This window comes from Nocardia carnea, assembly GCF_029868325.1.
Classification (GTDB): domain Bacteria; phylum Actinomycetota; class Actinomycetes; order Mycobacteriales; family Mycobacteriaceae; genus Nocardia; species Nocardia carnea_C.
In genome coordinates this window covers 1-21,678 of sequence record NZ_JARWNW010000241.1, presented here as the reverse complement: position 1 = coordinate 21,678, position 21,678 = coordinate 1, and the positions used below count along the sequence as shown (strand labels likewise).

At 68.0% G+C, this 21,678-nt stretch carries 19 protein-coding genes; 11 read left to right on the top strand and 8 right to left on the bottom strand.

Features of this window, described 5'->3' with window-relative positions:
* Position 1 precedes the first annotated feature (1 nt).
* Together tal and tkt are read right to left on the bottom strand one after the other, a co-directional pair.
* Positions 2 to 1,135, bottom strand: coding sequence for a transaldolase (gene tal, locus QH196_RS20985; RefSeq protein ID WP_280417517.1), 1,134 nt, complete (start codon positions 1,133 to 1,135; stop codon positions 2 to 4).
* 6 nt (positions 1,136 to 1,141) lie between these two features.
* Positions 1,142 to 3,283: a transketolase gene (gene tkt, locus QH196_RS20980; RefSeq protein ID WP_280417516.1), complete on the bottom strand. Its 2,142-nt coding sequence runs from the start codon at positions 3,281 to 3,283 to the stop codon at positions 1,142 to 1,144.
* 487 nt (positions 3,284 to 3,770) lie between these two features.
* Between tkt and QH196_RS20975 the strand changes: the two genes are divergently transcribed.
* Positions 3,771 to 4,667 (top strand): heme o synthase, encoded by an 897-nt coding sequence (locus QH196_RS20975; protein ID WP_280417559.1) that lies wholly within the window; start codon positions 3,771 to 3,773, stop codon positions 4,665 to 4,667.
* Positions 4,668 to 4,669: 2 nt separating this feature from the next.
* On the opposite strand, the gene QH196_RS20970 is transcribed toward QH196_RS20975, so the two are convergent.
* The gene (locus QH196_RS20970) at positions 4,670 to 6,103 is read right to left on the bottom strand and encodes an FAD-dependent monooxygenase (RefSeq protein ID WP_280417515.1); all 1,434 of its coding nucleotides are present in this window, start codon (positions 6,101 to 6,103) and stop codon (positions 4,670 to 4,672) included.
* A 90-nt stretch (positions 6,104 to 6,193) separates the two neighbouring features.
* On the opposite strand from QH196_RS20970, the gene QH196_RS20965 reads away from it, so the two are divergent.
* Complete coding sequence (locus QH196_RS20965; RefSeq protein WP_280417514.1) at positions 6,194 to 6,799, top strand: TetR/AcrR family transcriptional regulator; 606 nt, start codon at positions 6,194 to 6,196, stop codon at positions 6,797 to 6,799.
* A 62-nt stretch (positions 6,800 to 6,861) separates the two neighbouring features.
* Here QH196_RS20965 and QH196_RS20960 read toward each other — a convergent pair whose 3' ends face one another.
* The gene (locus QH196_RS20960) at positions 6,862 to 7,827 is read right to left on the bottom strand and encodes a quinone oxidoreductase family protein (RefSeq protein ID WP_280417513.1); all 966 of its coding nucleotides are present in this window, start codon (positions 7,825 to 7,827) and stop codon (positions 6,862 to 6,864) included.
* A gap of 104 nt (positions 7,828 to 7,931) precedes the next feature.
* Between QH196_RS20960 and QH196_RS20955 the strand changes: the two genes are divergently transcribed.
* Together QH196_RS20955 and QH196_RS20950 are read left to right on the top strand one after the other, a co-directional pair.
* Positions 7,932 to 8,282, top strand: coding sequence for a hypothetical protein (locus QH196_RS20955; RefSeq protein ID WP_280417512.1), 351 nt, complete (start codon positions 7,932 to 7,934; stop codon positions 8,280 to 8,282).
* Positions 8,283 to 8,434: 152 nt separating this feature from the next.
* The gene (locus QH196_RS20950) at positions 8,435 to 9,664 is read left to right on the top strand and encodes a PucR family transcriptional regulator (RefSeq protein WP_280417511.1); all 1,230 of its coding nucleotides are present in this window, start codon (positions 8,435 to 8,437) and stop codon (positions 9,662 to 9,664) included.
* A gap of 285 nt (positions 9,665 to 9,949) precedes the next feature.
* On the opposite strand, the gene QH196_RS20945 is transcribed toward QH196_RS20950, so the two are convergent.
* The 4 genes from QH196_RS20945 to mptB form a co-directional block, all read right to left on the bottom strand.
* The gene (locus QH196_RS20945) at positions 9,950 to 10,924 is read right to left on the bottom strand and encodes a COX15/CtaA family protein (protein WP_280417510.1); all 975 of its coding nucleotides are present in this window, start codon (positions 10,922 to 10,924) and stop codon (positions 9,950 to 9,952) included.
* Between the two features lie 65 nt (positions 10,925 to 10,989).
* The gene (locus tag QH196_RS20940; RefSeq protein ID WP_280417509.1) at positions 10,990 to 11,781 is read right to left on the bottom strand and encodes an ABC transporter permease; all 792 of its coding nucleotides are present in this window, start codon (positions 11,779 to 11,781) and stop codon (positions 10,990 to 10,992) included.
* A gap of 117 nt (positions 11,782 to 11,898) precedes the next feature.
* Complete coding sequence (locus QH196_RS20935) at positions 11,899 to 12,834, bottom strand: ABC transporter ATP-binding protein (protein WP_280417508.1); 936 nt, start codon at positions 12,832 to 12,834, stop codon at positions 11,899 to 11,901.
* Positions 12,831 to 14,492, bottom strand: coding sequence for a polyprenol phosphomannose-dependent alpha 1,6 mannosyltransferase MptB (gene mptB, locus QH196_RS20930; RefSeq protein WP_280417507.1), 1,662 nt, complete (start codon positions 14,490 to 14,492; stop codon positions 12,831 to 12,833). Before mptB ends, QH196_RS20935 begins: the two co-directional genes overlap by 4 nt.
* Before the next feature lie 535 nt (positions 14,493 to 15,027).
* On the opposite strand from mptB, the gene QH196_RS20925 reads away from it, so the two are divergent.
* Genes QH196_RS20925 through QH196_RS20895 form a run of 7 tightly spaced genes read left to right on the top strand, consistent with a single transcriptional unit; the run spans position 15,028 to position 21,462 of the window.
* Positions 15,028 to 15,894, top strand: coding sequence for a helix-turn-helix transcriptional regulator (locus QH196_RS20925; protein ID WP_280417506.1), 867 nt, complete (start codon positions 15,028 to 15,030; stop codon positions 15,892 to 15,894).
* Entirely contained in the window at positions 15,891 to 17,327 is a 1,437-nt protein-coding gene (gene sufB, locus QH196_RS20920; protein ID WP_280417505.1) for a Fe-S cluster assembly protein SufB, read from the top strand. The genes QH196_RS20925 and sufB overlap by 4 nt, the downstream gene beginning before the upstream one ends.
* Positions 17,327 to 18,505: a Fe-S cluster assembly protein SufD gene (gene sufD, locus QH196_RS20915; RefSeq protein ID WP_280417504.1), complete on the top strand. Its 1,179-nt coding sequence runs from the start codon at positions 17,327 to 17,329 to the stop codon at positions 18,503 to 18,505. Before sufB ends, sufD begins: the two co-directional genes overlap by 1 nt.
* 41 nt (positions 18,506 to 18,546) lie before the next feature.
* Positions 18,547 to 19,317, top strand: a complete 771-nt coding sequence (sufC, locus tag QH196_RS20910) for a Fe-S cluster assembly ATPase SufC (protein ID WP_280417503.1) — start codon at positions 18,547 to 18,549, stop codon at positions 19,315 to 19,317.
* A 1-nt stretch (position 19,318) separates the two neighbouring features.
* Entirely contained in the window at positions 19,319 to 20,572 is a 1,254-nt protein-coding gene (locus tag QH196_RS20905; protein WP_280417502.1) for a cysteine desulfurase, read from the top strand.
* A 3-nt stretch (positions 20,573 to 20,575) separates the two neighbouring features.
* Positions 20,576 to 21,082, top strand: a complete 507-nt coding sequence (gene sufU / locus QH196_RS20900) for a Fe-S cluster assembly sulfur transfer protein SufU (RefSeq protein WP_280417501.1) — start codon at positions 20,576 to 20,578, stop codon at positions 21,080 to 21,082.
* Entirely contained in the window at positions 21,079 to 21,462 is a 384-nt protein-coding gene (locus QH196_RS20895) for a metal-sulfur cluster assembly factor (RefSeq protein ID WP_280417500.1), read from the top strand. Before sufU ends, QH196_RS20895 begins: the two co-directional genes overlap by 4 nt.
* The last annotated feature ends 216 nt before the right edge of the window (positions 21,463 to 21,678 follow it).

Here is a 21,678-nt window from a genome sequence, read left to right as displayed (position 1 = left end):
GTCAGTTACCTCCTGCGGCGGCCAGTTCGGCTGTGGTGGCGTCCAGCAGTTCCTGCCAGGACTTCTCGAATTTGTCCACGCCCTCGCGTTCGAGGACCGCGAACACATCGTCGAGATCGATGCCCACCTCGCGGAGCTGCTCGAATACCCCGGCAGCCTCGTCGGCGGTCCCGGAGACGGTGTCGCCGCGGACCCGACCGTGATCGGCGACGGCCTCGAGCGTCTTCTCCGGCAGCGTGTTCACCGTATTCGTGGCGACCAGTTCGGTGACGTACATGGTGTCGGGGTACTCGGGGTTCTTCACCCCGGTCGACGCCCACAGCGGCCGCTGCCGGTTCGCGCCGGCGGAGGCCAGATGGTTGTAGGTCGAGGCGTGGTCACCCGCGGAACCGAACACATCCAGGTATTCGGCGTAGGCCAGCCGGGCGTTGGCCACGCCCGCCTTACCGCGTAGCGCCAGGGCCTCGGGCGTACCGATTGCCTCGAGCCGCTTATCGATCTCGGTATCCACCCGGGAGACGAAGAACGAAGCCACCGAATGGATCTTGGCCAGATCGTGCCCCGCGACCCGGGCCTTACGCAGCCCGTCCAGATAGGCGCCCATCACCGAGCGGTACCGCTGCACCGAGAAGATCAGGGTCACGTTGACGCTGATGCCTTCCTCGAGGACCGCGGTGATGGCCGGCAGGCCGGCCTCGGTGGCCGGGATCTTGATGAACAGGTTGGGCCGGTCGACGATCTTCCACAGTTCGACCGCCTGGGCCACCGTTTTGTCGGCGTCGAAGGCCAGCCGCGGATCGACCTCGAGGGAGACCCGCCCGTCCACGCCGCCGGTCTGCTCGAAGACCGGGGCCAGCACATCGCAGGCCGCGCGGACATCGTCGGTGGTGATGGTGCGGACGGCGGCGTCGGTATCGGCGCCCCGGGCGGCCAGCGCCCGGACCTGCTCGTCGTAGGCGTGTCCCTTGCTGAGGGCACCCTGGAAGATGGTCGGGTTGGTGGTGACCCCGACGACCCCGCGGGTGGCGATCAGTTCGGCGAGGTTGCCGGAGTTGATCCGGTCGCGTGACAGATCGTCCAGCCACACCGACACCCCGGCCGCGGCCAGGGCGGCGACGTTCTCGTTCTGTGCCATGAACCCTTATCCCTTCACATTGTCGAGCGTGCGCTGTGCAGCGGCCACGACAGCCTCCGGCGTGAAGCCGAACTCGCGGAACAAGGTCTTGTAATCGGCCGAGGCGCCGAAATGCTCGATCGACACGATCTCGCCCGCGTCGCCGGTGAACCGGTGCCACGGCATGGCGATACCGGCTTCGACCACGACCCGGGCGGCCACTGCCGGGGGCAGCACCTCGTCGCGATAGGCCTTGTCCTGCGCGTCGAACCATTCCACACACGGCATCGAGACCACCCGGGTGCCGATGCCCTGCTCCTCCAGGGTAGTGCGCGCGGCCACGGCGAGCTGGAGCTCGGAGCCCGTGCCGATCAGAATCACCTGCGGAACGCCGGTGGAGGCCTCCGCGAGGATGTAACCGCCCTTGGACACGCCGTCGAGGCTGGTGCCCTCGAGCACCGGCAGGTCCTGGCGGGTCAGGGCCAGCGCGGCCGGGCCACCGGTGCCCACGGCATCGCTGGAGACGAACGGCGAATTGTGCTTACCGCTGTGCTTCTCGATCACCGCGCGCCAGGCGTAGGCGGTTTCGTTGGCGTCACCCGGGCGCACCACCGACAGGCCGGGGATGGCGCGCAGCGCGGCCAGATGCTCGATCGGCTGGTGGGTGGGGCCGTCCTCGCCGAGACCGATGGAATCGTGGGTCCAGACGTAGGTCACCGGTACCCGCATGAGCGCGGCCAGCCGTACCGCGGGGCGCATGTAGTCGCTGAACACCAGGAAGGTGCCGCCGTAGGGGCGGGTGGGCCCGTGCAGGGCGATACCGTTGAGGATCGACCCCATCGCGTGCTCGCGGACACCGAAGTGCAGGGTGCGGCCGTACGGGCTCGCCTTCCACATTCCGGTGGAGATGGATTCGGGACCGAAGCTCATCGATTCCGGAATGGTGGTGTTGTTGGATTCGGCGAGGTCGGCCGAACCGCCCCACAGCTCCGGCAGTACCGGGCCGACGGCGGCGAGCACCTTGGCCGAAGCCTTCCGGGTGGCCAGGCCCTTGGCATCCGGCTCCCAGGTGGGCAGGCCGTCGGTCCAGCCGTCCGGCAGCTGACCGTTGAACAGCCGGTCGAACAGCACCTTGCCCTGCGGCACCCGCTGGGCCCAGGCGTCGAATTCGACGGTCCAGTCGGCATGCGCTTTCGCGCCGCGTTCGGCGGCCTTGCGGGTATGCGCGATGACATCGTCGTCGACCTGGAAGGTCTGCTCGGGATCGAAGCCCAGGGCGCGCTTGGCGGCGGCCACCTCGTCCGCGCCCAGCGCCGCACCGTGCGCCGCGCCGGTGTTCATCTTGTTCGGCGCGGGATATCCGATGATGGTGCGCAGCAGGATCAGCGACGGCTTACCGGTCTCGGCCTTCGCCGCGGCCAGCGCCGCCTCGATCGCGACGACATCCTCGCCGCCCTCGACCACCTCGACATGCCAGCCGTACGCCGCGTAGCGGGCCGCCACATCCTCGGTGAAAGCGATGGTGGTGTCGTCCTCGATGGAGATCTTGTTGTCGTCGTAGATCACCACCAGGTTCCCCAGCTGCTGGGTGCCCGCGATCGAGGAGGCCTCGGATGTGACGCCCTCCTCCATATCGCCGTCGGAGGCGATCACGTAGATGTGATGGTCGAACGGGCTAGCGCCGGTCGCGGCCTCCGGATCGAACAGGCCGCGCTCACGGCGGGCCGCCATCGCCATCCCCACCGCCGACGCCAGCCCCTGGCCCAGCGGACCGGTGGTGATCTCGACGCCCTTGGTGTGCCGGTATTCCGGATGTCCCGGCGTCAGCGAACCCCATTTGCGCAGATTCTTCAGATCGTCGAGTTCCAGCCCGAAACCCGCCAGGTACAGCTGGATGTAGAGGGTGAGGCTGGAATGGCCGCACGACAGCACGAACCGGTCGCGCCCGACCCATTCCGGGTCGGCGGGATCGTGCCGCATGGTGCGCTGGAACAGCGTGTACGCCAGCGGCGCCAGGCTCATCGCGGTGCCCGGATGGCCGTTGCCCGCGGTCTGTACGGCGTCGGCGGCCAGAACACGGACCGTATCGACGGCCTTGGTGTCCAGATCGGTCCAGTCGTCCGGCAGGTTCGGCTGGGTGAGGGCGCGGATGTCGTCTGTCACTGACACGACCGTGTTTCTCCTGACATTTTCGAGGCGTCGAAAAGGGGCGGGCAGGGCGGCGAACCGGTACGGCGCGGTGACGGCGGCGCCGCATACACCCCATACCCTAGATGCGTCCGGCCGCCCCTGCGCACGGCCCCCGGCGAAGAAGGACCCGCCGGTCCCGCCGGGTACCCGCGGGGCGTAGCCCGGGACTGTGGGCGGGGTCGCAGGGGCCGCGCGGCAAGGCATCGCGGTCCGGGGTCTACCATCGTGTGTAGTAGTAGCCGCGTCGCAGCCGCGCGCTGCTCGCCCGCGAACCGGATGCGATGCGCAGCGGCCTCCGGCTCCGCTCCGGCCGGTGTGGCTGCGAGCGAGGTGGATCCGGCTGCGCCCGTTCGACAGTGTGCGAGGAGAGACAGTGCGGATCGGTCATGACCCGGGGGTCGGCGGCGCCCACGACTCCGCCCCGGCACCTGCGGACCGCGTCCTCGGCAGTGCGAAACTCGCCCGGATCGCCCGTCGCCCGCTGGCGTATATCGCGCTCACCAAACCGCGCGTGATCGAGCTGCTGCTGGTGGCGACCATTCCCACCATGCTGCTGGCCGACCGCGGACACGTCGATATCCGGCTCATCCTGGCCACCCTGTTCGGCGGCTGGATGGGCGCGGCGAGCGCGAACACGCTGAACTGCGTGGCCGACGCCGATATCGACAAGGTGATGAAGCGGACCGCCAAACGTCCGCTGGCCCGCGATGCCGTTCCCACCTCGCATGCCTTCGTCTTCGGCGTCGCCCTGGGAATCGGTTCCTTCGCGTGGCTGTGGTGGCAGGCGAATCTGCTCAGCGGTCTGCTGGTGATCGCCACGATCCTCTTCTACGTTTTCGTCTACACCCTGGGCCTGAAACGGCGCACCGCGCAGAACGTCGTCTGGGGCGGCGCCGCCGGCTGTATGCCCGCGCTCGTCGGCTGGTCCGCGGTGACCGGCACCATCGGCTGGCCCGCGCTGGCCCTGTTCGGTGTGATCTTCTTCTGGACACCGCCGCATACCTGGGCGCTGGCCATGCGCTACAAGGAGGACTACCGGGCCGCCGGCGTGCCGATGCTGCCTGTGGTGGCCACCGAGCAGGCCGTGACCAAGCAGATCGTCATCTACACCTGGCTCACAGTCCTCACCACCCTGGCATTGGTCCCGGCGACCGGCGTGATCTACGCGGCGGTGGCATTGGTCGCCGGGGCCTGGTTCCTGCTCATGGCGCACCAGCTCTACTCGGGTGTCCGCCGCGGCGAATCGGTGAAACCGCTGCGCCTGTTCCTGCAGTCCAACAACTACCTCGCCGTGGTCTTCTGCGGTCTGGCCGTCGATTCGGTCCTCGGCTGGACCACCCTCGGCGAGGTCTTCTTCGGCTGACCCTACGCGGCGGGCGCGGTGCCGAGATACCCGTCCGGCCGCACCAGGATCCGCGTTCCGTCGACGGCGTCGTAGGCGGCGTATGCGTGACCGTCCACATCGATCAGCTCGTCGGCGCCGGCCGGCACGCCGGGACGGACCACGGTGTACCGGTGGGTTCCCGGCCCGGCGGGCGGGTGCCCGGCGGATCCGAAACACAGCAGCGTCGCATGCGGGCCGCGGAACAGGTCGAACAGGCGCACCGCCTGCCCGGCGGCGTTCTTCAGCGGGGCATCGGGCGCACGGTCACCGGGCGCGATCCGGCGGGGATCGGCGGGGTCGCGATAGGTGATACCGAGCTGGTCGGTGTCCGCTCCGCGTTTCATGGCGTCCTCGGCGCCGTCGATCAGTTTGCCGAGCAGTTCGGTGCTGATCCCGAGAACCCGGGCCGCCACGGCCCGCCGTTCCGGTTCGTAGGTGTCCAGCAGCGACGCGTCGCCGTCCAGCGCGGCGCCGAGCTTCCAGCCCAGGTTGTAGGCGTCCTGGATACCGGTGTTCATCCCCTGGCCGCCGGTCGGTGGGTGGACATGGGCGGCATCACCGATCAGGAATACCCGCCCCACCCGGAACCGTTCGGCCAGCCGGATATTGGGCCGCCACACGGTGGCCCAGGTGAGGTCGGTCAGGGTAATGCGTTGCTCGCCGGTCAAACGGTCCAGCCGGCGCTGCAAACTCTCCAGGGTGGGATCCGTGTCGCCCGGCAGCGGCGCCGCGAACTGGAAGTGTGCACCACCCGGTAACGGTGAGAGGCCGATTCCGTTCATGGGGCTGTCGGCGGTGGCGAACCAGTGGCCGAAATCGTGGTCGAGCGCGTCGGCGCGGATATCGCCGAGCAGCATCCGGATCGATTCGTCGGTGGTGCCGGTGAAGGCGATACCGAGCGACCGGCGCACTGTGCTGCTTCCGCCGTCGGCGCCGACCAAGTACGCCGTTTCCACGATGTCGGTGCCGTGCGCCGCCGACAGGCGTGCGGTGACACCGGAGGAGTCCTGGTCGAACGACTCCAGTGCGGTGCCCAGCTCGACCCGGACCCCCAACCCTGCCAATCGCTCGCGCAGGATCGCCTCGGTCTGCGCCTGGCCGAGGAACCACCCGTTGGGGTAGGGCGTGGCCGGGCTCGGCTCGACGATCTCGCTCATCCGGCGTTCACCGACGGGCAGCCCGTCGAAGTAGGCCCGGAATGCCGGGGGTGGGGCTCCGGCGGAATGGACGGCATCGAGGACGCCGAGGTCGTCGAACACTTCGAGGGTGCGGGGCTGGATACCGTCGCCGCGGGAGCCGACCGGGAACTCGGCGCCCCGGTCGACGATGCGTACCGGGATGTTCCGGCGGGCGAGGTCGATAGCGAGGGTGAGGCCGGCCGGGCCGGCGCCGGCGATGAGGACAGAAGGCGACATGGAGACTCCTGACGAGCATTGGATGAATTAAGATTCACTGAATATGAATTCATTATTCGGGTTGGTAGGTTGCCGTGTCAAGGAGGTGCGGTGGTGGGAACGAGCCGGCGGGAACGCGCGGAGGAAACCGAACAGGCGCTCAAGGCCGCCGCGCGGCAGGTCTTCGCCGAGCGCGGCTATCTGAACACCAAGATCACCGATATCACCGCCGCCGCGGGACGGTCGGCGGGATCGTTCTACAACCATTTCTCCGATAAGGAACAGCTGCTCCGGGCGCTACTGGCCGATCTGGGCGAAGCCGGCGACGAACAAGCCCTGCAGCCCGGCCACAGCCCGGATTTCAGCGACCCGGAGGCCGTGCGTTATCACCTCGCCGGGTACTGGCGCTTCGCCCGGGAGCATGCCGTCGTGATGCGGTCGGTGAACCAGGCTGCCCTGGTGAACGAGGAATTCGGCCGCGAGATGGCGCGGTTCGGTGCCGAACAGCGGCTCGATATCGCCGACCACCTCGACGGGTTGGTAGCGAAGGGGATGCGGTTGCCCAGCACTCCCGATGCCAGCCTGGCGATGTTCTTCCTGCTCGCCCAGGCGCTGTTCGCCGCGGTCGAGGAGGGCTCGGTCGAACTGTCCGACGCCGAAGCTGTGGAGGGGCTGACCCGATTCGTCTATCGAGGGCTGACCGGGCGCGACTACTGACACCGCGCCGGGGCCAACCGTCGACACACCGCCGGGCGCGACTGTCCACGCCCGCGTCCGGGTCAGGGGAGAAGGACGATCGAACCCGTGGTCTTGCGGCTCTCCAGGTCGCGGTGGGCCTGTGCGGCCTCGGCGAGCGGATAGGTCGCGCCGATGCGGACGGTGAGCGAACCGTCGGCGACGGCTTCGAAGATATCGCCCGCGCGCCAATCCAGTTCGGCACGATCGCGGGTGTAGTGGGCGATATTGGGTCGGGTCACGAAGACCGAGCCCGCCGCGTTCAAGCGCTGCAGATCGACCGGCGGTACCGGTCCGCTGGCCGCGCCGAACAGGGCAAGCATGCCGCGGACCCGCAAGGAGGCGAGGCTGGCGTCGAACGTCGCCGCGCCCACTCCGTCGTAGACCGCGGCCACGCCGGTGCCGCCGGTCAGTTCGCGGACCCGGTCGGCGAGATCGTCGCCGTAGCGCAGGACCTCCCAGGCCCCGGCGCCGCGGGACAGGGTCTCCTTCTCGTCCGAGGACACCGTGGTGATCACCCGGATATCGCGGGCCGCCGCCAGCTGGGTGAGCAGTAACCCGACTCCACCCGCACCCGCATGGACCAGCACGGTCTCACCCGGTTCCGGCCGGTAGACCGATTCGATCAGATAGTGCGCGGTCATGCCCTGCAGTAGCGCCGAGGCGGCGACCGGCGGATCGACCCCTTCGGGGACCGCCACCGCGACCGCCTCGTCCACCACCGTGCGCGGTGCGTAACTGTTCGGTCCGGCGGCCCACGCCACCTGGTCGCCGACGGCGAATGCGGTGACCTGTGCGCCGATTTCGGTGACGACGCCGGTGCCCTCGGACCCCGGAATGTACGGCACCGGTCTCGGGTAGGTGCCGGTCCGGAAATAGGTGTCGATGTAGTTCACACCGACGGCGTCGACCTCGACCAGTAGCTGATTCGGCCCGGGCGACGGGTCGGCAACTTCGGTGAGGGTCAGGACCTCCGGACCGCCGTGCCGGTCCACCTGGATGGCGCGCATGGTCCAGTTCTACACGGGTGCCCGGGCGGGCAATACGCGGGTCCGGTGGGTACGGCGGCAACGGGCTCGGGTGGGCAGTACTACCCGCCGGTAAACTCCGGGACATGAGTGCAGATACCGCAACCGCCACCGTCCGCGCGCCGAAGGAAATCGTCGGCTCGGTGCGTAAGTTCGTCGCCGCGCACGGCGGTTCGGCCGAGGCCGTCCCGCAGCCGGTCGGGCGCCGGGGCGTCCGGATCACGCTGGTCGGTGCCGACGGTGTGCTGGGTGACCGGATGGTCGCCGATACGGCCACGGCGCAGGCCGTGATCGAGGCCGTGGACGGTTTGACCGCTGCCGACGGCTGGGAGCGGGATCTGGTGGCCAAGACGACGCCGCGCACCGGGCACTGGGAGAAGATGGCGGGCTGGGTCGCGAAGCAGACCCGGTTCCCCCGGGCGCGTAACGAGAACTGAGTTGTCGCGGCAGCGGTTCTGTGTGTCCTCACAGGCCGCCGGTCCGGGCGGCAGGTAGCTCGGACAGTTTCCCGGCCAAAAACTACTGGCGAGTAACCGCTTCGCGCTACCGTTAGGGCTTCGAGCGTCAGCCCGGGGTAGAAGGAGCCGATATGACGGTCAGTAGTCCGACCCGTTCCCGACTTACGGTGTCCGGCCGTCCGATTTCGAACCATCTACGCGATGTGTCGACCCTCTCGCGTCAGATGGTCGGGCATTTCGTCGAGAATGTGGCGCCCTGCGGCACCTTGCCCGGCGATGCGCTACAGGGCGATGTCACCGCGGTGACCCGCCTATGCCTCGAACTCACCCTTGGCCGGCTCGACGGCCGCGAACTCCCGCACGAGATCGAACAGGTGCGTGAGGCCGCCGCCGAATGGGCGCGCGAGGGTATTCCGGTCGACACCATCAACCACGCCATCCACGAGGGCTTCAAACTCGGTTTCGACCACATCATGTCCACCGCCGGCCCGGCGGATTCGGCAACCCTGGTCGCCACCGCCCGCCGGATGCTGGAAATCCTCGACACGATCACCTCGGAAGTCGCGCTGGCCTATGTGAGCGAATATCGCGGAGTGGTCGCCGAACACCACACCGCGGTACACACCCTGATCTCCGCACTGCTCGGCGGGCACAGTACCGCGACCATGGCCCGGGAATGCGGGATCGAGATCGCGCCGTCGTATCAGGTGCTGGCCCTGGGATTGCCGCCGCATCCGGACGAATCCGCGCCGCGGGTGGACGGCCGTATCGTCGCGCGCCGGAAATTGCGCCGGGTGCAGGCCGAACTGGCGCGCAGTTGCGGTGAGCGGGCCCTGTCGTTGCTCAGTATCGACGGCGGCACGGTACTGCTGCCGGCGCATATGTTCCCCGAGGACGCTCTCGACGAACTGATCGCCCGGCTGTCGCAGGCCGCTCAGGTACCGGTCACCGCCACCGTCGTCACCGCGGAGACCGCCGATATCCCCGGTGCGACCGACCGCGCGCACGAACTCCTGGATATCGTCTCGCGGATCACCACCGGCGGTGGGCTGCACCGGTTCTCGGATCTGGCGCTGGAATTCCAGATCACCCGGCCCGGTCCGGCGCGGGAACATCTCAGCGCCATCCTGGACCCGTTGGACGAGCATCCCGAACTACTGGAAACGCTGCGTCAGCACATCGCCAACAATTTCAACCGCCAGCGCACCGCCCGGCTCATGCATATGCACACCAACACCCTCGACTACCGCCTCAAACGGGTCCGGTTGCTCACCGGTTACGACCCGGCCATACCCAACGGCCTGTGGTACCTGACCTCGGCTCTGGTCGCGCGCAGTTATCAGAGGCGCCCCAGCGAATGACAAGACGCCCCCGTTGTCCGGCAGCCGAGTGCGCTGGAAAGCGGACGGGTCACTGTGCGCCGGTCGTTGCGCTCGGCCGATGGACGATCGCCGGTCTCCGGTGAGACCGGAATCGGCCGGCTGACAGTGCCGTGGTGTAGATGAGCTCCCGGCTCGGGACCGGGTCCGCACCGGGACAGTATCCGACCGGTCTGATGTTTCCTCGATATCCAGCCGTGTGCTTGCCGGTTGCGGGGCCGACCGGTCCGCACCGCTACAGCAGGGCACGTGTGCCCCGCCGAAGGTTCAGGCGGGTTGAGTGTCGGGTTCGGGCGCGCCGACGGGGAGGCGCTCACGTGTATGTAGCGATGCCCACAGGGTCGCGGTGGCGGCGGTGCACAGCGCCGCGCCGCCCACATGGATCGCCACGAGCGCCGCGGGGACATCGGTGAAGTACTGCACGACCCCGACCAGCGATTGCGCCAGGACCAACCCGATCAGCACGAAGAAACGATTGCGGACCGGTGCGGTGATACCGGTGGCGTACAGGCCGAAGCCGAGGCCGATCAGCAGGGCCAGATAGCCGATCAGCAGTTGCGAGTGCAGATGTACCAGTGTGGTGATCTCGATTTCGAGCCGGGCCACCGGGCGTTCGATGCTCTTGTCGCCGGCATGTGGTCCGGCGGCGGTGACCAGGGTGCCCGCGACGAGCACACCGGCCAGGGCGATACCGCTGAGCACGGTGAGCCAGCGCAGCGGCGCGGGCGCGCGGACCGTATCGACTCCATCGTCGGGGGCGGCGACCTTGGCGTACATCACCGCGGCCACCCACACCATGAGCATCGAGGCGAGCAGATGCAGGGCGACCGTCCACCACAGCAACCCGGACAGCACGGTGATACCGCCGATGATCGCCTGCAGCACCGTGCCGGCCGGCATCAGCCACGCATAGATCAGGACCTCTCGGCGCCGCCGGGCCCGGGTGACCGCGAGCACGATGAGCGCGGCGCACAGTGTGACGACGAAGGTGAGCAGCCGGTTGCCGAACTCCACCACCTGATGCAACACCGCCACCTCGGAAACCCCGACCGGGGTGAAGCTGCCGGGGAAGCACTGCGGCCAGGTGGGGCAGCCGAGCCCGGAGGCGGTGACCCGCACGATGGCACCGGTCACCGCGATCCCGGCCTGGGTGCCGAGTACCGAGAGGGCGATCAGCAGCTGGACGCGCCGGGAGGGCAGTGGGAGCCGGTCCACGACTCGCAGGAATGCGCGATAGAGCACGTCACGATGGTAGCGGGCGGTACTGCGACGGCCGCAGCCGGACTACTACAAGTTGTCGTGGTCACTCATTCGAAGCGGAACCAGCGGGCGGCCAGGAGCCCGGCGACGATTCCCCAGACGAGCAGCACCACCACGCCGAGCCAGTCGACACTACCGCTGAGCGCGTGTTCCAGGGCGACCGCCAGCGCCCCCGAGGGCACCAGCCGGACCAGGGTGTGCACGATCTCGGGCAGCTCTTCGGAGGCGAAGACCACGCTGGCGATACCCAGCATGACAAACCAGAGGATATTGGCCAGTGCGAGCACGATTTCGGCTTTGAGCGTGCCGCCGAGCAGCAGCCCCATGGCCGCGAACGTGGCGGTCCCCAGGGCGATCAGCACCGCGCCGAGTGCCAGCCCGGCGAGGCCGGGCCGCCAGCCGAGGGCGACCCCGATCGCCCCGAGCAGTACCGCCTGCAGGATCACCACCAGTAGGACCGCGCCGCTCTTACCGGCGACGATGCCCCACCGCGGCAGGGGAGTGGCGCCCAGCCGTTTGAGCGCCCCGTAGCGCCGGTCGAATCCGACGGCGATGGCCTGTCCGGTGAAGGCGGTCGACATCACGGCCACCATCATCACGGCGGGCACGATCTTGTCGATCTTGTCCGGGCCCATATCGCCGAACGGCAGCAGCGCCAGTCCCACCAGCAGCGTGATCGGGATGAACATGGTGAGCAGCAGCTGCTCGCCGTTGCGCAGCAGCAGTACGAGGTCGAGGCGGGTCTGCGCGAACAACATGGCCGCCCGCGGTGCCGGTTGGGGCGCGGGGGCGAAAATACCCGGTTCGAACCGGTTGGCCGAGAGATCCGGTTTGGTCACCAGGCCTCCTTTGACGGTGATACATGCGGTGCGCGGCGGCCGGAGCGGAGGTATCGCATCACCAGATCTCCTTCGAACCCGACGGATACGGTCGGCGGAGGCGGAGATTCAACCGCATCATGCGCGCAGGTCCCGTCCGGTGAGTTCCAGGAAAACATCTTCCAGCCGGCGCTGGTCGATGCGGATATCGGTAGCGAGGACGTTCACCCGGGCACACCAGGCGGTCACCGTCGCCAGCACCTGCGGGTTGATCTCGCCCTCCACGAGATAGGAACCGGGACTGGTTTCGGTGGGGGCGAACCCCTCCGGCAGCGCACGCTGCAGCAGCTCCAGGTCCAGCCGCGGCGGGGCGGCGAATCGCAACTGCCCGGCCGCGCCGTGCGCGGTGACCTCCGCGGGTGTGCCGGAGGCGACGATCCGCCCGTGGTCGATGATCACCAGATGGTCGGCCAGTTCTTCGGCCTCATCCATCAGGTGGGTGGTGAGCAGCACGCTGACCCCGTCGCGGCGCAGCGCGTCGATCAGTTCCCACACCATGATCCGGGCCTGCGCGTCCATTCCCGCGGTCGGTTCGTCCAGGAAGACGATCTCGGGCCGGCCCACGAGCGCACAGGCCAGCGAGAGCCGCTGCTGCTGACCGCCGGACAGCCGCCGGTAGGGGGTACGCCGGCTGTCGGACAATCCCAGCACACCCAGCAGCCAATCGGGGTCGAGCGGATTCGCCGAATACGAGGCGACCAGATCCAGCATCTCGCCGGCGCGGGCCCCGGGATACGCGCCGCCGCCCTGCAACATCACCCCGATCCGCGGCCGCAGCCGCTCGGACTCGGTGTGCGGATCCAGCCCCAGGACACGGACGGAGCCCGCGTCCGGGCGGACGAATCCCTCGCACATCTCCACCGTGGTGGTCTTGCCGGCCCCGTTCGGGCCGAGCAGGGCGAATACCTGCGCCGGCTCGACGGTGAAACCGATACCGTCCACTGCGACGGTTTCGCCGTAGTGTTTGGCGACGTGGTCCACCTGGACGGCGGGTACACGGGAAGCGGTCGTCACGAGGTCACACCGTATGCCCCGGCCGGCTGTGACGGGGCCGACACCCCCTGCTGAGCGCGCCACGGCAAGGCGTTGCGGGTAACCACGATGAACAGCACGGACACGATCACCGTTGCGACCGCGGATCCGACGATCTGGAAAACCTCGAGGTCGGCGCCGCGCGGCATGAGGATCACGCTGACCACCGCGGAGATACCGATGGCCGGAACCCGGAACACCGGTTTGGTGGCCCAGGCCGCCATGGGCACGATCGCCCACAGCAGATACCACGGCTGGACCACCGGGAACAGCAGCACGATCGCACCCAGCGATACGCCCAGCGAGCCCACGGGATGGATGCGGCCGGTCCAGGTCGCGACGAGCATACGCACGGTGATGTAGGCCGCGATCACCCCGGCGATGGGCCGGGTGATGCTCAGCAGGGCCGTGGTGTGGTCGCCCAATCCCAGCAGCACACCGCCGAAGCCGGTGATGATCCCCAGTGCCGTCGGCAGTGACATCCAGCTGCGTACCGCGTTGGCCACGCTGACCGTATCGAGCCAGCCGAATCCGAGACCGCTGGCCGTGCTGATCACCAGCGTTGTCAGCGCGGCGACGACCCCGAGTGTCGCCGCGGCTTTGATGACCGGTCGTATCCCCGGACCCCAGCGCCGCGCCAGCGCCATACCCGCGAACCCGAGCACGATGATCGAGGTGATCTTGACCGACGAGGACAGGCTGACGGTGATCGCACCGCCGATCAGCAACGCCCAGCCGCGCGCGTCCAACGGCGGTGGCCCCCCGTCACCCGGTATGCCGTGGATGGCGCGCAACATGAGTTCCAGCCCGGCCAGCATCAGCCCGAGCATCAGCGCGTCGTTGTGCACCCCGCCGATGAGGTGGAAGAGCACCAGCGGGTTGGCCACCCCCAGCCAGAGGGCGCTCACCGGTGCCACCCCGCAGCGCACCGACAGGCGCGGTAGCGCCCAGACGATCAGCGCGACCCCCGCCAGCGCCAGCAGCCGGTGTACCCAGACCCCGGCGAGGATGTTGTCGCCGGTGATCTCGGCGATACCGTGACCTATCCACAGGAACAGCGGGCCGTACGGTGCCGGGGTTTCGCGCCAGATGTTCGGGACATTGTTGGTGAGGACATTGTCGATGCCGAGGCCCGCGACCGGGCCCTCCACATAGGGATCGATCCCGCGTGCGGTGATCTCGCTCTGCGCGAGATACGAGTACACATCGTTGCTGAACATCGGTGGTGCGACGCAGAGCGGGATGATCCATACGAGCAGAGTGCGGTCGAGCTGACGACGGGTGATCCGGCGCAGTGGTGAGCCGCCGAGGCCGCCGATGGCGAACCGGCCGAGCAGTAACCAGGCCAGGACGACCGTGACCGTCCCGACCATGCACATCGCCAGCGATCCGGTGTGCGCCCGCGCGAAGATACCCAGCACCCGCATGCCGGACGTGGGGTTCTGGTGCACGGGTTGTGCGCCGATACCGAGGGCGCTGATCGCCATCAGCACGGTGCCGGTGGTGCCCATCAACCGGATCCGGTCCAGTTGCCGCAGTTCCCGGCGGTCGAGTCCCGGTGCCTCGGAGGATTCGTCGCTGTGCAGGACGGCGATGGTGTGATCCGAGGCTTTGACATCCAGCCCTAGAGCGCGTCGCATCAGGTGCAGCGCACGCTGCCGGAGCGATGCCGATGCGCCCGGGGCGCCTGCCTGTCCTGCCACGGCCACCGAGACTAGTTCGCCGGAGTCCGCGGTGGACCCCGGGTCGCGGCACACGGTGTGCCGAATCGGCGGGCTCGTGCCGGGGAGGCCGCCGCCGGCCTCTTCGGTGCCGCGTCCGGAAACCGCTCAGTTATCGCATATGGTCCGCTCTGCGGTGGGTAACCTCCCGGGTCGGCACCGGGCAGGACGTGGAGTCGTATCGGTTCGCGGATGCGGGTCCCGTCTCGTTCGTGGCCGAGTGCCTGCCCTGTGCAGCCGGACAGTTACCGGGCGGGCGGGATCCGGTTCGCGGTCGCCTCGAAGGCGGAGTGAAGCAGATCACTGTAGGTATTCGGTCCGGTCCGGGCGAACGGGACTTTCTCGGTGGAACAGGGGTTTCCGGTTTCCCGCCGGGACGGGTGGCCCTACCACGGCCCCCCTGGTCAGGGGACCCTTATTAGATTTCGGGAACGAATTCCGCCACACTGATGTTGTGAAAACTGTGGGTTTGCCGAATGTGGACGAAAGGGCTGGTCACCGGGCCGGTACCGGGTCCGTCGGCGCGCCCGTGATCGGCGGCGAGGGGCAGACCCGGGCGGCGATCATCCAATTGCTGCTCGAGGAGGGCCCGATCACCGCGACCGCGATCGGTGCCGCGCTGGGGCTGGCTCCCGCCGGTGTGCGGCGCCATCTGGACGCGCTCATCGAATCCGGTCAGGCGCGGGCGGGCCGGTCGGCGCCGTGGCAGCAGAAGGGGCGTGGACGTCCGGCCAAGCAGTACCAGCTCACCGCCGCCGGGCGCAGCATGCTCGGGCATGCGTACGACGATCTCGCCGGTGCGGCCATCCGGCAGCTGCGTGAGATCGGTGGCGAGGATGCCGTGACGGCCTTCGCCCGGAAACGGGCACGCACCCTGGTCGACGGCATCGATCCCCTGCCCGCCCAGCGGAAGGGACAGGCGGCCGATCCCGGCGCGACCGGAGACGATACCGTTCGGTCCGAAACAGTGGCCAAGGCCGACGAGATCGCCACGGCACTCTCGGATGCCGGGTTCGCCGCGAGTACCCGGCGAGTGGGTGCGGGTGTGCAGATCTGCCAGCACCACTGCCCGGTATCGCATGTGGCCGAGGAATTCCCCGAGCTCTGCGAGGCCGAGCTCGAGGCCTTCCGGGAAGTGCTCGGCACGCATGTGCAGCGGCTGGCGACCATCGCCAACGGCGACTGCGCCTGCACCACGCATGTCCCGCTCACCGTCCTGCCGGACCGGACGGGCGGCTCCCAACCGAACAACGCTTCACCATCAACCGTTGCACAGCCCGCAACGGACGTAACGAACGACTCCGGAAGGAGTGCCGAATGACGACCACCACCGACCAGGTGCCGCAGCTGACCCAGGAGGAGGCCATCGCCTCACTGGGTAACTACGGCTACGGCTGGGCCGACTCGGACGTGGCGGGCGCCAGTGCGCAGCGTGGTCTGTCCGAAGAGGTCGTACGCGATATCTCGGACAAGAAGAGCGAACCCTCCTGGATGCTGGAGAACCGGCTCAAGGCGCTGCGCATCTTCGATCGCAAGCCGATGCCGCACTGGGGATCCAACCTCGACGGTATCGACTTCGACAACATCAAATACTTCGTGCGCTCGACCGAGAAGCAGGCCGAGACCTGGGAAGATCTCCCCGAGGACATCAAGAACACCTACGACAAGCTGGGCATCCCGGAGGCGGAGAAGCAGCGGCTGGTCTCGGGTGTCGCCGCGCAGTACGAGAGCGAAGTCGTCTACCACCAGATCCGCGAGGACCTGGAACAGCAGGGCGTCATCTTCCTCGACACCGATACGGCGCTGAAGGAGCACCCGGAGATCTTCCGCGAGTACTTCGGCACCGTCATCCCGGCCGGTGACAACAAGTTCTCCGCGCTGAACACCGCGGTGTGGTCGGGTGGTTCGTTCATCTACGTCCCGCCGGGCGTGCACGTCGATATCCCGCTGCAGGCCTACTTCCGGATCAACACCGAGAACATGGGCCAGTTCGAGCGCACGCTGATCATCGTCGACGAGGATGCCTACGTGCACTACGTCGAGGGCTGCACCGCGCCGATCTACAAATCGGATTCGCTGCACTCGGCCGTGGTCGAGATCATCGTGAAGAAGGGCGGCCGCTGCCGCTACACCACCATCCAGAACTGGTCGAACAACGTCTACAACCTGGTCACCAAGCGGGCCAAGGCCGAGGCCGGCGCGACCATGGAGTGGATCGACGGCAATATCGGCTCCAAGGTCACCATGAAGTACCCGGCCGTGTGGATGACCGGCGAGCACGCCAAGGGCGAGGTGCTCTCGGTGGCGTTCGCCGGCGAGGGCCAGCATCAGGACACGGGCGCCAAGATGGTGCACCTGGCGCCGCACACCTCCTCGACCATCGTCTCCAAGTCGGTGGCGCGCGGCGGTGGCCGGGCCTCCTACCGCGGCCTGGTCCAGGTCAACAAGGGCGCGCACGGGTCGAAGTCGACGGTGAAATGCGATGCGCTGCTCGTCGATACCGTGAGCCGTTCCGATACCTACCCCTATGTCGATATCCGCGAGGACGACGTGACCATGGGGCATGAGGCGACCGTCTCGAAGGTGTCGGAGGACCAGCTGTTCTACCTGATGAGCCGCGGTCTCACCGAGGACGAGGCCATGGCGATGGTGGTGCGCGGGTTCGTCGAGCCCATCGCCAAGGAACTCCCGATGGAGTACGCGCTCGAGCTCAACCGCCTGATCGAACTGCAGATGGAAGGAGCCGTCGGCTGATGGCCGTCGATAACGTTGCCGAGGCCGCGGAGGCTCGTACACCGGCGATCAACAAGGGCGAGGTGTTCACGTCCTTCGATGTGAACGCCTTCGAGATCCCCTCCGGTAAGGACGAGGCGTGGCGGTTCACCCCGCTGCGCCGGCTACGTGGGCTGCACAACGGCACCGCCACCGCGGACGGACAGGCTCGTGTCGAGGTGACCGACGCCCCCGGCGTGACCGTGGAGACCGTGGGTCGCGACGATACCCGGCTGGGTGCCGGCGGTACCCCTGCCGATCGGGTCGCGGCTCAGGCGTACTCCGGGTTCGCACAGGCCACGATCGTCTCGGTGGGCAAGGAGACCGAGGTCGCCGACCCTGTCGTCGTGCGGATCACCGGCCCCGGCGAGGGAAAGACGGCCTACGGGCATCTGCAGGTGCGGCTGGCCGAATTCGCCGTCGCGACGGTCGTTATCGACCAGCGTGGTAGCGGGACCTACGCCGAGAACGTCGAATTCGTCCTCGGCGACAGCGCCAAGCTCACCGTCGTCGCGGTGCAGGATTGGGCCGACGATGTCGTACACGCCACCGCCCACCACGCGAATCTCGGTCGCGATGCCGTTCTACGGCATACCGCGGTCACGCTCGGCGGCGATCTGGTCCGGCTCACCGGCACCGTCCGCTATGCGGGCCCGGGTGGTGACGCCGAACTGCTCGGCCTCTACTTTGCCGACGCCGGCCAGCATTTCGAACAGCGTCTGCTGGTCGATCACGCGGAACCGCACTGCAAATCGAACGTGTTGTACAAGGGCGCGCTGCAGGGCGACCCCGATTCGCGCAAGGGCGACGCCCGCACAGTATGGGTCGGCGATGTGCTGATCCGTGCTGCCGCCGAGGGCACCGACACCTTCGAGATCAACCGCAATCTCGTGCTCACCGACGGGGCGCGCGCCGATTCGGTGCCGAATCTGGAGATCGAAACCGGCGAGATCGTCGGCGCCGGGCACGCATCGGCGACCGGCCGCTTCGACGACGAGCAGCTGTTCTATCTACGGGCGCGCGGTATTCCGGAAGAGGCCGCGCGTCGTCTCGTGGTGCGCGGTTTCTTCCACGAGATCATCCAGAAGATCGGGGTCCCCGAGGTCGCCGAGCGGCTGGAGGCGGCCATCGAGGCCGAACTCGCCGCCATCGGCGCCTGACCGACCACCCAGCCACAGCCACCGAAGGAATTCAGAAACCGATGACCACCCTGGAAATCAAGGACCTGCACGCCGAGGTCGCCACCCCGGACGGCGATACCGTCAAGATCCTCAAGGGCGTGAACCTCACCGTGAAATCCGGTGAGACGCACGCCATCATGGGTCCGAACGGCTCGGGTAAGTCGACCCTGTCCTATGCGATCGCCGGACATCCCAAGTACACCGTCACCAGCGGTTCGATCACCCTCGACGGTGAGGACGTGCTGGAGATGTCGGTGGACGAGCGGGCGCGCGCCGGCCTGTTCCTGGCGATGCAGTACCCCGTCGAGGTTCCCGGGGTCTCCATGTCCAACTTCCTGCGGACCGCCGCCACCTCGGTGCGCGGCGAGGCGCCGAAGCTGCGGCACTGGGTGAAGGAGGTGAAGGAGTCGATGAACGAACTCGATATCGACGCCGCCTTCGCCGACCGCAGTGTGAACGAGGGCTTCTCCGGCGGTGAGAAGAAGCGGCACGAGATCCTGCAGCTGGGCCTGCTCAAGCCGAAGATCGCCATCCTCGACGAAACCGATTCGGGCCTGGACGTGGACGCGCTGCGTATCGTCTCCGAGGGCGTCAACCGCTACAAGGAGCGGGAGAACGGCGGCGTTCTGCTGATCACCCACTACACCCGCATCCTGCGCTATATCCAGCCGCAGTTCGTGCACGTCTTCGTGGGCGGCCGCATCGTCGCCGAGGGCGGCGCGGAACTGGCCGAGGAACTGGATGCCAACGGTTATGTGAAATTCACTCAGACCGCCACCGCCGGAGCGTGATATGACAGCGACCCTCCCCGCCTTCGACGTCGCCCGGATCCGGGCCGACTTCCCGATCCTGAACCGTACGGTCCGGGACGGGAAGCCGCTGGTGTACCTGGATTCCGGTGCCACCTCGCAGCGGCCGCTGGCGGTGCTGGACGCCGAACGCGATTTCCTGCTCGAAAGCAATTCGGCGGTGCACCGGGGCGCGCATCAGCTGTCCGAGGAGGCCACCGACGCCTACGAGGCGGCCCGCGCGGAGATCGCCGGGTTTGTCGGCGCCGAGGCCGACGAGATCGTGTTCACCAAGAACGCCACCGAATCGCTGAATCTGGTGACGTACTCCTTCGCCGACGCGCGGTTTCCGTACCACGTGGGTCCCGGTGACGAGATCGTGATCACCGAACTCGAACACCACGCGAATCTGGTGCCGTGGCAGGAGCTGGCGCGGCGGACCGGCGCGACCCTGCGCTGGTACGGGGTGACCGAGGACGGCCGGATCGATCTGTCGTCGCTGGAACTCTCGCCGGCTACCAAGGTCGTGGCCTTCACTCACCAGTCCAATGTCACCGGGGCGGTGGCGCCGGTCGCCGAGCTTGTCCGCCGGGCCCGCGCCGTCGGTGCGCTGGTGGTGCTGGACGCCTGCCAGTCGGTACCGCACGCGCCGGTGGATTTCCATGCCCCGGACGTGGACTTCGCCGCGTTCTCCGGGCACAAGATGCTCGGTCCGTCGGGTGTGGGTGTGCTGTACGGGAAACGGGATCTGCTCACCGAGACCCCGCCGTTCATCACCGGCGGTTCGATGATCGAAACGGTCACCATGGAGGAGACCACTTACGCGCCCCCGCCGCAGCGGTTCGAGGCCGGGGTGCCGATGACCTCGCAGGTGGTCGGGCTCGGGGCCGCGGTGCGCTATCTGCGGGAAATCGGCATGGATGCGGTGGCCGCGCACGAGCACACCCTGGTCGAGGCGGCGCTGGAAGGCCTGGGCGCGGTGCCGGGGATCCGGATCGTCGGGCCGACCGACAACGTCGACCGCGGTGGTGCGGTGGCCTTCGTCGCCGACGGTATCCACGCGCACGATCTGGGCCAGATCCTGGACGACGAGGGCGTCGCCATCCGGGTCGGCCATCACTGCGCCTGGCCGCTGCACCGGCGCTTCGGTATCGCCGCGACCGCGCGGGCCTCGTTCGCGCTGTACAACACCGTGGACGAGGTGGAGAAACTGGTCGCCGCGGTGCGGAAGGCCCAGAGCTTCTTCGGGGTTGCCTAGAACATGCGTATGGAACAGATGTACCAGGAAGTGATCCTGGATCACTACAAGCACCCGCACAATCGCGGGTTGCGGGAGCCGTACGGCGCCGAGGTGCACCATGTGAACCCGACCTGTGGCGACGAAGTGACCCTGCGGGTGCATCTCGGCGATGCCGGGGATGTCGCCGACGTGTCCTACGACGGGCAGGGCTGTTCGATCAGCCAGGCGTCGATCTCGGTGCTCACCGATCAGGTGATCGGCCTGCCGGTGGGCGAGGCGCTGGGTGTCGTCGACTCGTTCAACGAGATGATCGGCAGCCGGGGTACCGTCGAGGGCGACGAGGACGTCATCGGCGACGGGATCGCCTTCGCCGGTGTTGCCAAGTATCCGGCCCGCGTGAAATGTGCTCTTCTGGGCTGGATGGCGTTCAAGGATGCGGTGCTCCGGATCGACGGTGCCGCCGATGCCGTCGCCCCGGCCGCCGCGACGCCGGAGACCGACCGAGTACGGAACGGGGAAACATCATGACCGAAACGTCCGCCACCGAATCCACCGCGGATCCCGCACCCACCGAGGCCGAACTGTCGGCCGAGGATCTCGCGCAGCTCGCCGATCTCGAGGAGGCGATGCGCGATGTGGTCGATCCCGAGCTCGGTATCAATGTCGTGGATCTGGGCCTGGTGTACGGCATGCGGGTCGAGGAGAGCACCGCGGTACTAGATATGACTCTGACTTCTGCGGCCTGCCCGCTCACCGATGTCATCGAGGATCAGTCGCGTAATGCGCTGGTGCGCAGCGGGCTGGTCGACGATCTGAAGATCAACTGGGTCTGGATGCCGCCGTGGGGTCCCGACAAGATCACCGAGGACGGGCGGGAACAGTTGCGGGCGCTGGGTTTCACCGTCTAGGCGGACCTCGCACAGCATCGGCGACGCCGCATTAACGGGGGGGCGGCCGCAAGGGGCGCCCCCGCCAAAAGGAGATAAACCATCTGAGTAGGCGGCGGGCCCGCGGGACCATCGCAGCCGACGGACGCGGCGCGGCCCGCTATTGCAGAACCCGGCGGCTCCGGGCAGCCGCAAGGCGCTCCGGAAGCCGGAGGCAACCGCCCGGCGGCGGAACCC

Coding starts and splice junctions, on each gene's coding strand:
- tal (WP_280417517.1), bottom strand. CDS start 1,135: ATGGCACAGAACGAGAACGTCGCCGCCCTGGCCGCGGCCGGGGTGTCG.
- QH196_RS20970 (WP_280417515.1), bottom strand. CDS start 6,103: ATGTCGCCTTCTGTCCTCATCGCCGGCGCCGGCCCGGCCGGCCTCACC.
- QH196_RS20960 (WP_280417513.1), bottom strand. CDS start 7,827: ATGCGCGCCATCCAGGTGGACCGGCACGGCGGTCCGGAGGTCCTGACC.
- QH196_RS20955 (WP_280417512.1), top strand. CDS start 7,932: ATGAGTGCAGATACCGCAACCGCCACCGTCCGCGCGCCGAAGGAAATC.
- QH196_RS20950 (WP_280417511.1), top strand. CDS start 8,435: ATGACGGTCAGTAGTCCGACCCGTTCCCGACTTACGGTGTCCGGCCGT.
- mptB (WP_280417507.1), bottom strand. CDS start 14,492: ATGCGACGCGCTCTAGGGCTGGATGTCAAAGCCTCGGATCACACCATC.
- sufB (WP_280417505.1), top strand. CDS start 15,891: ATGACGACCACCACCGACCAGGTGCCGCAGCTGACCCAGGAGGAGGCC.
- sufD (WP_280417504.1), top strand. CDS start 17,327: ATGGCCGTCGATAACGTTGCCGAGGCCGCGGAGGCTCGTACACCGGCG.
- sufC (WP_280417503.1), top strand. CDS start 18,547: ATGACCACCCTGGAAATCAAGGACCTGCACGCCGAGGTCGCCACCCCG.
- QH196_RS20905 (WP_280417502.1), top strand. CDS start 19,319: ATGACAGCGACCCTCCCCGCCTTCGACGTCGCCCGGATCCGGGCCGAC.
- sufU (WP_280417501.1), top strand. CDS start 20,576: ATGCGTATGGAACAGATGTACCAGGAAGTGATCCTGGATCACTACAAG.
- QH196_RS20895 (WP_280417500.1), top strand. CDS start 21,079: ATGACCGAAACGTCCGCCACCGAATCCACCGCGGATCCCGCACCCACC.